This window comes from Kitasatospora sp. MAP5-34 (assembly GCF_029894335.1).
GTDB lineage: Bacteria > Actinomycetota > Actinomycetes > Streptomycetales > Streptomycetaceae > Kitasatospora.
Window position 1 is genome coordinate 242,705 of record NZ_JARXZC010000004.1, and the last position, 11,788, is coordinate 254,492.

The 11,788-nt window shown below is 67.7% G+C and carries 14 protein-coding genes; all 14 read left to right on the plus strand.

Annotated features, from left to right (window positions below; all coding sequences use genetic code 11):
- Positions 1 to 57 precede the first annotated feature (57 nt).
- The 14 genes from P3T29_RS06335 to P3T29_RS06400 all read left to right on the plus strand — a co-directional run bounded on the left by P3T29_RS06335 (position 58) and on the right by P3T29_RS06400 (position 11,695).
- Positions 58 to 1,353 (plus strand): MraY family glycosyltransferase, encoded by a 1,296-nt coding sequence (locus P3T29_RS06335; RefSeq protein ID WP_280715283.1) that lies wholly within the window; start codon positions 58 to 60, stop codon positions 1,351 to 1,353.
- Between the two features lie 283 nt (positions 1,354 to 1,636).
- Positions 1,637 to 2,074 (plus strand): hypothetical protein, encoded by a 438-nt coding sequence (locus P3T29_RS06340; protein WP_280715284.1) that lies wholly within the window; start codon positions 1,637 to 1,639, stop codon positions 2,072 to 2,074.
- Positions 2,075 to 2,353: 279 nt separating this feature from the next.
- Positions 2,354 to 3,181: a F0F1 ATP synthase subunit A gene (gene atpB / locus P3T29_RS06345; RefSeq protein WP_280715285.1), complete on the plus strand. Its 828-nt coding sequence runs from the start codon at positions 2,354 to 2,356 to the stop codon at positions 3,179 to 3,181.
- A gap of 84 nt (positions 3,182 to 3,265) precedes the next feature.
- Complete coding sequence (atpE, locus tag P3T29_RS06350) at positions 3,266 to 3,496, plus strand: ATP synthase F0 subunit C (protein WP_280715286.1); 231 nt, start codon at positions 3,266 to 3,268, stop codon at positions 3,494 to 3,496.
- Between the two features lie 41 nt (positions 3,497 to 3,537).
- Entirely contained in the window at positions 3,538 to 4,095 is a 558-nt protein-coding gene (locus tag P3T29_RS06355; protein WP_280715287.1) for a F0F1 ATP synthase subunit B, read from the plus strand.
- Positions 4,092 to 4,907, plus strand: a complete 816-nt coding sequence (locus tag P3T29_RS06360; protein ID WP_280715288.1) for a F0F1 ATP synthase subunit delta — start codon at positions 4,092 to 4,094, stop codon at positions 4,905 to 4,907. Before P3T29_RS06355 ends, P3T29_RS06360 begins: the two co-directional genes overlap by 4 nt.
- A gap of 155 nt (positions 4,908 to 5,062) precedes the next feature.
- Positions 5,063 to 6,637, plus strand: coding sequence for a F0F1 ATP synthase subunit alpha (gene atpA, locus P3T29_RS06365; RefSeq protein ID WP_280715289.1), 1,575 nt, complete (start codon positions 5,063 to 5,065; stop codon positions 6,635 to 6,637).
- 32 nt (positions 6,638 to 6,669) lie between these two features.
- Positions 6,670 to 7,578 carry a F0F1 ATP synthase subunit gamma gene (locus tag P3T29_RS06370; protein WP_280715290.1) on the plus strand — a complete coding sequence of 303 codons (909 nt, stop codon included), beginning with the start codon at positions 6,670 to 6,672 and terminating at the stop codon, positions 7,576 to 7,578.
- 3 nt (positions 7,579 to 7,581) lie between these two features.
- Positions 7,582 to 9,024, plus strand: coding sequence for a F0F1 ATP synthase subunit beta (atpD, locus tag P3T29_RS06375; protein WP_280715291.1), 1,443 nt, complete (start codon positions 7,582 to 7,584; stop codon positions 9,022 to 9,024).
- 187 nt (positions 9,025 to 9,211) lie between these two features.
- Positions 9,212 to 9,592 carry a F0F1 ATP synthase subunit epsilon gene (locus P3T29_RS06380; RefSeq protein WP_280715292.1) on the plus strand — a complete coding sequence of 127 codons (381 nt, stop codon included), beginning with the start codon at positions 9,212 to 9,214 and terminating at the stop codon, positions 9,590 to 9,592.
- A gap of 127 nt (positions 9,593 to 9,719) precedes the next feature.
- Entirely contained in the window at positions 9,720 to 10,220 is a 501-nt protein-coding gene (locus P3T29_RS06385; protein WP_280715293.1) for a DUF2550 domain-containing protein, read from the plus strand.
- 142 nt (positions 10,221 to 10,362) lie between these two features.
- The gene (locus P3T29_RS06390) at positions 10,363 to 10,746 is read left to right on the plus strand and encodes a VOC family protein (RefSeq protein WP_280715294.1); all 384 of its coding nucleotides are present in this window, start codon (positions 10,363 to 10,365) and stop codon (positions 10,744 to 10,746) included.
- 33 nt (positions 10,747 to 10,779) lie between these two features.
- Positions 10,780 to 11,352, plus strand: a complete 573-nt coding sequence (locus tag P3T29_RS06395) for a cob(I)yrinic acid a,c-diamide adenosyltransferase (protein WP_280715295.1) — start codon at positions 10,780 to 10,782, stop codon at positions 11,350 to 11,352.
- 100 nt (positions 11,353 to 11,452) lie between these two features.
- On the plus strand, positions 11,453 to 11,695 hold the full coding sequence (locus P3T29_RS06400; RefSeq protein WP_280715296.1) for a hypothetical protein: 243 nt from the start codon (positions 11,453 to 11,455) through the stop codon (positions 11,693 to 11,695).
- The last annotated feature ends 93 nt before the right edge of the window (positions 11,696 to 11,788 follow it).

Consider the following 11,788-nt stretch of genomic DNA (forward strand, 5'->3'; position numbering starts at 1 on the left):
CAATCACGGGAGTACCTTCGGTACTCACCCGTCGGACCGTGACGCAGGAGGCCAGTGGTGCGTGAGTATCTGCTGGTCCTCGTCGTCACGGCGGCTGTGACCTACCTGCTTACCGGCCCCGTCCGGAAGTTCGCCATCCTGGCGGGCGCGATGCCCCCGGTGCGAGCCCGCGACGTGCACCGTGAGCCGACGCCCCGGCTGGGCGGCATCGCGATGTTCGGCGGTCTCTGCGCCGGCCTGCTGGTGGCCTCCCAACTCACCAACCTCGGACGTCTGTTCATCCAGAGTGCGGACGTCAAGGCGCTGCTCTCGGGTGCCGGGATCATGTTCGTGCTCGGGGTGCTGGACGACAAGTGGGGCGTGGACGCCCTGGTGAAGCTCGGCGGCCAGATGATCGCCGCCGGTGTGATGGTCTGGCAGGGCGTCACGGTGATCTCGATCCCCGTCCCCGGCTTCGGCCCGGTCGCCGTCACCCCGACCCAGGGCATGATCATCTCGGTCACGCTGGTGGTCGTGATGGTCAACGCGGTGAACTTCATCGACGGCCTGGACGGCCTGGCGGCCGGCATGGTCTGCATCGCCGCGATGGCGTTCTTCCTTTATTCGTACCGCCTCTGGTTCCGCTACGGGATCAACGACGCCGCGCCCGCCGTGCTGTTCAGCGCGGTGCTGATCGGGATGTGCCTGGGCTTCCTGCCGCACAACCTGCACCCGGCCCGGATCTTCATGGGCGACTCCGGCTCGATGATGCTCGGCCTGATGCTCGCGGTGGCGGCGATCTCCATCACCGGCCGCGTCGACCCCGACCTGATCACGGCCGAGACGGGCTCGAAGACCGCCACCGTGCACGCCCTGGTGCCGATCTACATCCCGCTGCTGCTCCCGCTGACGGTGATCGCACTACCGCTGGCCGACCTGTTGCTGGCCGTGGTGCGCCGGACCTGGGCCGGGAAGTCGCCCTTCGCCGCCGACAAGCAGCACCTGCACCACCGGCTGCTGGAGGTCGGGCACTCGCACAGCCGCGCGGTGCTGATCATGTACTTCTGGGCCGCCCTGATCGCCTTCGGCACCGTCGCGGTCTCGATCACCAACACCGCCCGCTACGTGGTGCTGACCTTCGCCGGGCTCTGCATGGTCGGCATCGTGGTCCTGCTGATGCCGCGCTTCCGTCCGCACGCGCCGCGCGCCGTCCAGGCGTTCGTCCCGCCGCGCTACCGCAAGGCGACGCCCGGCACCCCGCAGTCGCGGCAGGAGCCGGCCATGGCGGAGCTCTCCGCCGAGGACCAGGAGCTGCTCGGACGGCTCGGCACGGGGGCCACTGCGGTCGGCAGCCGACGCGACGGAAACGGCTGACGATCCGTCAACTGGCCTACGCCAGAGGCGAGACGGTTGGGCCATCAGTGTGATGGGCACCACACCTGCATGGTAAAGCTCTAATCAAATAGTTTGTGATACCGTTCACGAGTACCGAGAACACGCCGAAAGACCTGACAGGTGAAGGAACTCCGTCCCTGATCGGTCCCTCGACGGGCTCGCCGTCGAACGGCCGGCCTGCGGCCGTTGTTCTCGGTGCGGTGCACCTGCCGCACCCCCTTTGCCGTCCCCCGTCTCTCGACATGCCGCCGGAGCTGCCGACATGCCGTCCCACGACGCCCGGATCCCCCTCCGTGGCGCCGCAATCCCCACTGCGGTCGCCGGAGTTGTCGCCGTTGCGCTCTCCACTGCACTGGTGGGGAGCAAGGGTCTGATCGGCGCACTGTTCGCAACCCTGCTGGTGCTCGGCTTCTTCGCGTTCGGCCAGGTCGCTCTCGACCGGCTGACCAGGAACAACCCGCAGATGATGATGACGGCCGGACTGCTGGTGTACACCACGCAGATCCTGCTGGTCGGCGTCGTGCTCGCGGTCTTCAAACACACCACGCTCTTCGACACCAAGGTCTTCGGCTTCACGCTGCTCGGCTGCGCCCTGATCTGGACCGGATTCCAGGTACGCTCCGCCATGAAGGCGAAGATCTACTACGTGCAGACGGACTCCTCCGACGACAAGGACTCCAAGCCGGGGCGTCAACCGTGACGCCTCCTGGCTGTCCCCCGCGCGAGGGGGGCGGTGTTTATGCCGTCCTGACGGACTGCTATCGTCCGTCGCAACAACGAAGTACGGGAAGAGGCCAGGTCTCGCCGAGCGGTGCACACATACCGCCCGGACAGATCGCCCCCCGGACTCGTGCAGTCTTCGAAGATCCCGCGGCAGCAAGTGACGCCGCGCAGGGTCAGCGAGATCCCCAACTAGTTCCAGTGCCGCACCGTGGCCGCAGGCCACGCCGACACACCGAGGTTGCCGTAACCATGCGTCATGACGAAGGAGTCTGTGGTGGGTGCTGACGTAACGCGCGTCGCCGAGGCCGGGTGCCACCTGAACTCCGGCTGCGGCTTCCCGGCCCCCGGCCTGAACGAGTTCGATTTCAAGCCGATGTTCACGGTCGGCGGTGTCGACTTCACCAAGCCGATGCTGCTGTCGGTGATCTGCGCGCTGCTCGTGGTCGGGTTCTTCTGGGCGGCGTTCGCCAAGCCGAAGCTGCTCCCGGGCAAGCTCCAGCTGGTCGGCGAGATCGGCTACGACTTCGTCAAGCGAAGCATCGTGCTGGAGACCATCGGCAAAAAGGGCGAGAAGTACGTCCCGATGCTGGTCTCGATGTTCTTCTTCGTGTGGATCATGAACATCATGTCCATCATCCCGTTCGCCCAGTTCCCGGTGATGTCGCGGATCGCGTTCCCGGTGGGCCTTGCGGCGATCGTGTGGATCACCTACATGACGCTGACGTTCAAGAAGCACGGCTTCGTGGGCGGGCTGAAGAACCTCTGCTGGCCGTCGGGCATCCCCGGCTGGGTCATGTTCATCCTGGTGCCGATCGAGTTCTTCTCGAACATCTTCGTGCGCCCGTTCACGCTCGCGGTCCGAGCCTTCGCGAACATGTTCGCCGGCCACCTGCTGATCGTGGTCTTCTCCGTGGCTTCCTGGTACCTGCTCAGCCCGAGCATCGGCGCGCTGTACGGCTCGGTCTCTTTCGTGGTGGCCGTCGCTCTGACCGCGTTCGAGCTGCTGGTCCAGTTCCTGCAGGCGTACATCTTCGTGATGCTCGCCAGCAGCTACATCGCCGGTGCCCTCGAAGAGGCGCACTGAGCCCCGTAGCCTCCCGGCTGCGCACCCCCTGAACTCCCGGTGGCCAACCACCACCGGTTCTACACCCCGCAAAGGACAGCTGATATGAGCATCCTCGCCGCTGGCGTCACCGGTTCCGTCGCTTCCATCGGTTACGGCCTCGCCGCGATCGGCCCCGGCATCGGTGTTGGTCTGATCTTCGGTAACGGTGTCCAGGCCATGGCCCGTCAGCCCGAGGCTGCCGGCCTGATCCGCTCCAACATGTTCATCGGCTTCGCGCTGACCGAGGCGCTCGCGCTGATCGGCATCGTCATGCCGTTTGTGTACGGCAAGTAAGTCCGGCACACCGGTAGCCCTTTTCGACGAAAGGTTCAGATATGAACCCCGTGGTCGCCCTTGCGGCAGAAGCGCAGATGAACCCGCTTCTCCCCGCATGGCCCGAGGTCATCATCGGCCTGCTCTGCTTCTTCATCGTCTTCGGCATCCTCGGCAAGAAGCTCCTGCCCAGCATCGAGAAGGTGCTGTCGGAGCGCCGGGACGCCATCGAAGGCGGCATGGAGCGGGCCGAGACCGCTCAGGCCGAGGCCCAGGCCCTGCTTGAGCAGTACCGTGCCGAGCTCGCCGAGGCGCGTCACGAGGCCGCTCGGATCACCGAGCACGCTCGTGAGCAGGGCGCTGCCCTGATCGGTGAGATGCGCGAGGAGGGCCAGCGTCAGCGCGAGGCCATCGTCACCGCAGGTCACGCCCAGATCGAGGCCGACAAGAAGCAGGCGACTGCCGCCCTGCGCCAGGATGTCGGGTCGCTCGCTTCGCAGCTGGCCTCCCGCATCGTGGGTGAGTCCCTTGAGGACCACGCCCGGCAGAGCGGTGTGATCGACCGCTTCCTGGACGACCTGGAGGCCAAGGCCGCCGTTGCCCAGGGTGCGTCGAAGTGATCGGCGCCAGCCGTGAGGCACTGGCCGCCGGCCGGGAGAACCTCGACAGCCTGACCGACAACACCTCGGTGGACTCGGCCAAGCTCGCCCAGGAGCTCACTGCCGTGACCGACCTGCTGGACCGCGAGGTCTCGCTGCGCCGCGTGCTGACCGACCCCTCGCGGTCCGGTCAGGACAAGGCCCAGCTGGCCGCCTCGCTGCTGGCCGGCCAGGTCTCCGGTGAGACGGTCGACCTGGTCTCCGGTCTGGTGCGTTCCCGCTGGTCGGGCGCCCGTGACCTGGTGGACTCGGTCGAGGAGCTCGCCGCGTACGCCGAGATCATCGCCGCCGACAAGGCCGGTGTTCTGGACGACGTCGAGGACGAGCTGTTCCGCTTCGGCCGGATCGTCAGCGGCTCGCACGAGCTGCGCGCCGCGCTGACCGAGCCCAAGGCGGGTGCGGCCGGCAAGGCCGCGCTGGTCGCCAAGCTGCTCGGCGGCCGCGCGGGCGACGGCACCGTGCGCCTGGTCAGCTCGCTGGTCACCAAGCCGCGTGGTCGTAGCCTGGAACAGGGCCTGGAGTCCTACTCCAAGCTCGCCGCCGCCCGGCGGGACCGCGTGGTGGCCCTGGTCACCACCGCTGTGCCGCTGTCGGACAGCCAGAAGGAGCGCCTCACCGGTGCTCTGGGCCGGCTCTACGGCCGCCACGTGCACCTGAACATCGACATCGACCCCGAGGTCGTTGGCGGTCTCCGGGTGCAGATCGGTGACGAGATCATCGACGGCACCGTGTCGAGCCGCCTGGAAGGCGCTCGCCAGGCCCTCGAAGGCTGAACATCTCGGAAACATCCGACCCTCGGTCGGGCGCCGGTTCCTCTCGGAGCCGGTAAATCGTACGGCCGGTTCGGCAACGACCCGGCCGAGAGTCGAATACTTGCGGCCCTCAATGGCGGGCCGAGGATCGCAAACTAGGAGAGCAGGGAAGCCTGATGGCGGAGCTTACGATCCGTCCGGAGGAGATCCGGGACGCGCTGGCCGACTTTGTCCAGTCGTACCAGCCGGACGCCGCCTCGCGTGAAGAGGTCGGCACGGTCACTGAGGCGATGGACGGTATCGCCAAGGTCGAGGGCCTGCCCTCGGTCATGGCCAACGAGCTGCTGAGGTTCGAGGACGGCACCCTCGGCCTCGCGCTGAACCTCGACACCCGCGAGATCGGTGTCGTCATCCTCGGTGAGTTCTCCGGGATCGAAGAGGGCCAGACGGTGCACCGCACCGGCGAGGTCCTCTCCGTCCCGGTCGGCGAGGGCTACCTCGGCCGTGTCGTGGACCCGCTGGGCAACCCGATCGACGGTCTGGGCGACATCGCCTCGCACGCCCGTCGCGCGCTGGAGCTGCAGGCCCCGGGCGTCATGGTCCGCAAGTCGGTCCACGAGCCCATGCAGACCGGTATCAAGGCCATCGACGCGATGACCCCGATCGGCCGTGGCCAGCGTCAGCTGATCATCGGCGACCGCCAGACCGGCAAGACCGCGGTGGCTGTCGACACGATCATCAACCAGCGTGACAACTGGCGCTCCGGCGACCCGAAGAAGCAGGTTCGCTGCATCTACGTCGCCATCGGCCAGAAGGGCTCCACCATCGCCTCGGTGCGTGGCGCCCTGGAGGAGGCCGGCGCGCTGGAGTACACCACGATCGTGGCTGCTCCCGCCTCGGACCCCGCAGGCTTCAAGTACCTCGCCCCGTACACCGGTTCGGCCATCGGCCAGGAGTGGATGTACGACGGCAAGCACGTCCTCATCATCTTCGACGACCTGTCGAAGCAGGCCGAGGCGTACCGTTCCGTCTCGCTGCTGCTGCGCCGTCCGCCGGGCCGCGAGGCCTACCCGGGTGACGTCTTCTACCTGCACTCCCGCCTGCTGGAGCGCTGCGCGAAGCTCTCCGACGAGCTGGGCGCGGGCTCGATGACCGGTCTGCCGATCATCGAGACCAAGGCGAACGACGTCTCGGCGTACATCCCGACCAACGTCATCTCGATCACCGACGGCCAGTGCTTCCTGGAGTCCGACCTGTTCAACGCCGGCATCCGCCCGGCCGTGAACGTCGGTATCTCGGTCTCCCGCGTCGGTGGCTCGGCCCAGATCAAGGCGATGAAGTCCGTTGCCGGCCGTCTGCGTCTGGACCTCGCCCAGTACCGCGAGCTGGAGGCGTTCGCCGCCTTCGGTTCCGACCTGGACGCGGCCTCGAAGGCCCAGCTGGAGCGCGGTGCGCGCATGGTCGAGCTGCTGAAGCAGGGCCAGTACCAGCCGTTCCCCGTCGAGGAGCAGGTCGTCTCCATCTGGGCCGGCACCACCGGCAAGCTGGACGACGTCCCGGTCGCGGACATCCGTCGCTTCGAGCGCGAGTTCCTCGACAACCTGCGCATCGAGCACAAGAACCTGCTGGCCGCGATCGTGGAGACCTCGAAGCTCGAGGACGGCACGATCGACGCGCTGACCGAGGCGATCAAGGCCTTCAAGCTGGGCTTCACCACCGCCGACGGCAAGCTGCTCGGCGAGCAGGCCTGAGTCCGGTAGCGAGGGAAAGGACGTAACGACCCATGGGAGCACAGCTTCGGGTCTACAAGCGCCGGATCCGCTCTGTCACCGCGACGAAGAAGATCACCAAGGCGATGGAGATGATCTCCGCGTCGCGCATCGTCAAGGCGCAGCGCGCGGTGGCAGCCTCCACTCCGTACGCCGACGAGCTCACCCGCGCGGTGACGGCGGTGGCCACCCGGTCCAACGCCAAGCACCCGCTCACCACCGAGAACCCGCAGGCCAAGACGGCTGCGGTCCTGCTGATCACGGCGGACCGCGGCCTGGCCGGCGGCTACTCGACCAACGCCATCAAGCAGGCGACCGTGCTCTCCGCACGGCTGCGTGCCGAGGGCAAGGACGTGGTGACGTACATCATCGGTCGCAAGGGCGTCCAGTACTACGGCTTCCGCAACCTCACCGTTGCGGAGTCGTGGACGGGCTTCTCCGACAAGCCGACGTACGGTGACGCCAAGCTCGTCGCGAGCACGCTGATCGAGGCGTTCACGACGCAGGCGGTCGACGAGCTGCACCTGGTCTCCACCAAGTTCGAGTCCATGCTGACTCAGACCGCCGTGGAAGCCCGGCTGCTGCCGCTCAAGCTGGACGAGGTCCAGCTCAGCGACGAGTCGCAGGCCAAGCACGAGATCTTCCCGCTGTACGACTTCGAGCCGTCGGCGGAGGGCGTCCTGGACGCGCTCCTGCCCCGGTACGTCGAGAGCCGGATCTACAACGCGCTGCTGCAGTCCGCCGCTTCGGAGCACGCCGCCCGCCGGCGCGCGATGAAGAGCGCGACCGACAACGCGCAGGAACTCATCAAGTCGCTCACGCGGCTTGCCAACTCGGCCCGACAGGCCGAGATCACCCAGGAAATCAGCGAGATCATCGGTGGCGCCAACGCGCTCGCCGACGCTAACGCGGGGAGTGAATAAGACATGACCACCACTGTTGAGACGGCGACGGGCCGCGTCGCGCGGGTCATCGGCCCGGTCGTCGACGTGGAGTTCCCCGTCGACGCGATCCCGCACATGTACAACGCGCTCAAGCTGGAGGTCACCAAGACCGACGGCAGCGAGGGCACCAAGACCATCACCCTCGAGGTTGCCCAGCACCTCGGCGACGGTCTGATCCGCGGTATCTCGATGCAGCAGACCGACGGCGTCGTCCGTGGCACCCCGGTGCGCGACACCGGCAAGGCCATCGAGGTCCCGGTCGGCCAGATCACCAAGGGCAAGGTCTTCAACGCCCTCGGCGAGGTGCTGAACTCCGACCCGGTCGAGTTCGAGAAGCAGGTCGAGGTCCGCTGGCCGATCCACCGCAAGGCTCCTGAGTTCAAGGACCTTGAGTCGAAGACCGAGATGTTCGAGACCGGCATCAAGGTCATCGACCTGCTCACCCCGTACGTGACCGGTGGCAAGATCGGTCTGTTCGGTGGTGCCGGTGTCGGTAAGACCGTCCTCATCCAGGAGATGATCTACCGCGTCGCCGAGAACTTCGGTGGTGTGTCGGTCTTCGCCGGTGTCGGTGAGCGCACCCGTGAGGGTAACGACCTCATCCACGAGATGGTCGACTCGGGCGTTCTGGACAAGACCGCGCTGGTCTTCGGCCAGATGGACGAGCCGCCGGGCACCCGCCTGCGCGTCGCCCTGTCCGCTCTGACGATGGCGGAGTACTTCCGTGACGTCGAGCAGCAGGACGTTCTGCTCTTCATCGACAACATCTTCCGGTTCACCCAGGCCGGTTCCGAGGTGTCGACCCTGCTCGGCCGGATGCCCTCCGCGGTGGGTTACCAGCCGAACCTGGCCGACGAGATGGGCCTCCTCCAGGAGCGCATCACCTCGACCCGCGGTCACTCGATCACCTCGATGCAGGCGATCTACGTCCCCGCGGACGACCTGACCGACCCGGCCCCGGCGACCACCTTCGCCCACCTCGACGCGACGACGGTGCTCTCCCGTCCGATCTCCGAGAAGGGCATCTACCCGGCCGTCGACCCGCTGGACTCCACGTCCCGCATCCTCGACCCCCGGTACATCGCGCAGGACCACTACGACACGGCCATCCGCGTCAAGGGCATCCTGCAGAAGTACAAGGACCTCCAGGACATCATCGCGATCCTCGGTATCGACGAGCTGTCCGAGGACGACAAGGTCACGGTTCACCGTGCCCGTCGGATCGAGCGCTTCCTCTCGCAGAACACCTACGTGGCGAAGCAGTTCACCGGTGTCGAGGGTTCGACCGTGCCGCTGTCGGAGACCATCGAGGCCTTCAACCGCATCGCGGACGGCAAGTACGACTCCGTCCCGGAGCAGGCCTTCTTCATGTGTGGTGGCATCGAGGACCTCGAGAAGAACGCCGCCGACCTGGCGAAGAAGTAGTCCAGCCGGCTGCTAGCCGACTGACCGTGAGGGGCGGTCCCCGACCCTGGGGACCGCCCCTCACGGCTAGACCGGGCTGTGATCCCGGTCATCTCCGGGTCCTTGGTTTCATCCCAGGGGCGCGAGCCCGTTATTCTTACCGCAACTGCCGAGTCATCCGGCGGTTGCAAGAGCCTAGGAGCCCACGTTGGCTGAGCTGCACGTCGAGCTGGTCGCAGCCGACCGCAAGGTGTGGTCCGGTGCGGCCACCATCGTTGTCGCCCGTACGGCCTCCGGGGACACCGGCATCATGCCGGGTCACACCCCGGTGCTGAGCGTGCTGGAGTCCGGCCCGGTCACCATCCGCACCACCGATGGCAAGACCGTTCTCGCGGCCGTGCACGGCGGCTTCATCTCCTTCGCCGACAACAAGCTGTCTCTGCTCGCGGAGATCGCCGAGCTGGCGGACGAGATCGACATCACCCGCGCGGAGCGCGCGCTCGAGCGGGCGCAGGCCGAGCTCGACGCGCACGCCGAGCGCCGCGCCGAGGTCCGCCTCTTCGCGGCACGTGGCCTCAAGGCCGCCTGAGCACAGAACGACCGACGGTCCCGGGGCGCGAGAGCGTGACCCCGGGACTGTCGTATCAGTTGGTAGGACAGCGCGGTCGTTGATACGACCGCTACGGGGAACGCAGGTAGCGAGGAGGTCGGTGAGCATGGTCCTCGCCCTTGTGGTGTGCGCGGCGGTCGTGGCGCTCGGAGTGGCGGGCCTGGTGGCCTTCGCGGTACGCCGGCGCGTGATCCAGCGGGTCGGCGGTACGTTCGACTGCAGCTACCGGCTCAAAATGCCGGCCGACGCCTCCACCGAGCCAGACCTCGACGAGAACGGCAAACCCACCTCAGCCCCGGTCCCCGTGACCGACGGCAAGGGGTGGGTTTTTGGTATCGGCCGCTACAGCGGTGACTCGATCGAGTGGTTCCGGGTCTTCTCCTACGCCCCGCGCCCCCGGAAGGTCCTCCCACGTCGGGAGATCGAGGTACTCGGCCGCCGCTACCCCGAGGGCCAGGAGGAGCTCGCCCTGCTCTCCGGCTCGGTGGTGCTCCGCTGCCTCCACCGAGGCGCCCCCCTGGAGCTGGCCATGAGCGACGACGCCCTCACCGGCTTCCTCGCCTGGCTGGAGGCGGCGCCCCCCGGGCAGAGGGTCAACGTCGCGTAGCGACGGACCCTCGGGTTGACCCTCCCCCGCCCGGAGGGTGGGGGAGGGTCAACGTCCCGTAGCGGCGCCTGATGCTGTGGTTGCCGGGGTCACCGCCCAGGTCGAGGCTGGGTACAGGGGGTCTCGGTCGAGGAGGCCACAGATGCTGACACAGGCCAGAGTGATGACGATGCTCCCGGCCGCCGACCTGGGTCAGGCCAGGGGCTGGTACCAGGAGAAACTGGGTCTGGCCCCGGTCGAGGAGACCGAGGGCGCGTACTTCTACCAGGTCGCCGAGGGCACCCGGTTCGGGCTCTACCCGACGCCCAACACCAACCGTGGCGGCCACACGCAGATGGCCTTCGTGGTCGCGGACGTCGTCGCCGAGGTGGCCGGCCTGCGGGCCCGGGGCGTGGCCTTCGAGGAGTACGACTTCCCCGGCCTCAAGACCGTCGACGGCATCGCCGAGCTGTCCGGTGGCCGCCGCGCCGCGTGGTTCAAGGACTGCGAGGGCAACACGATCGGGATGGTCCAGTTCGCGGGTTAACAGTGCCTAACCGCACCCGCTAGGCTGCCGCACATGGTCAACCTCACGCGCATCTACACCCGTACCGGCGATGACGGCACCACCGCGCTCGGTGACATGAGCCGCACGACCAAGACCGACCCCCGGCTGATGGCCTACGCCGATACCAACGAGGCGAACGCGGCGATCGGCGTGGCGATCGCCGCCGGCGCGCTGCCCGAGGACGTCTCGGCCGTACTGACCCGGGTGCAGAACGACCTGTTCGACGTGGGCGCGGACCTCGCCACCCCCGTGGTGGAGGACCCGAAGTACCCGCCGCTGCGCGTGCTCCAGAGCTACATCGACCGGCTGGAGACCGACTGCGACCACTACCTGGAGCAGTTGGAGAAGCTGCGCAGCTTCATCCTCCCCGGCGGCACCCCGGGCGCCGCGTACCTGCACCTCGCCTGCACGGTGGTCCGCCGGGCCGAACGGTCCACCTGGGCCGCGATCGACGTGCACGGGGACAGCGTCAACCCGCTGACCGCCAAGTACCTGAACCGGCTCTCCGACCTGCTCTTCATCCTGGCCCGGGCGGCGAACAAGGAGCGCGGCGACGTGCTCTGGGTGCCGGGCGAGAACCGCTGAGCGGCTGAGACCGGTCGGTCTGAAGCGGCGCTCCCGCGCTCCCGGCCGGAGAATTGGGGACACCGGGATCTTCCGGTGGATACCCCAGGAGGCGATCCAGATGGAGCTTCAGGACAAGAGGCCGACCGCGCGCGGACTGCTGACGGGACTGCTCGACGTGCCGGGATCGGTGGTGGTGACGCTGCTGGCGGCGTCGGTCGGGCTCATGATGATCGCGGTCCAGCCGGTGCCACTGCTCGCACTCGGCATCTTCAGCGCGGTGTGGGCCGCCACGCTGGTCGCGCTGGCCGGATGGGTCGCAGGTGGCACGGAACGCCGTAGCCACGGCCCGGTCGCGCACTGATACGGGTGCGACCTCGGACCGACCGGCACATGGGGGAGCGTCGCGACGCTCCCCCCCAGCCTCCGGCCGGGGGGACCCCCACGGACGGCTTCT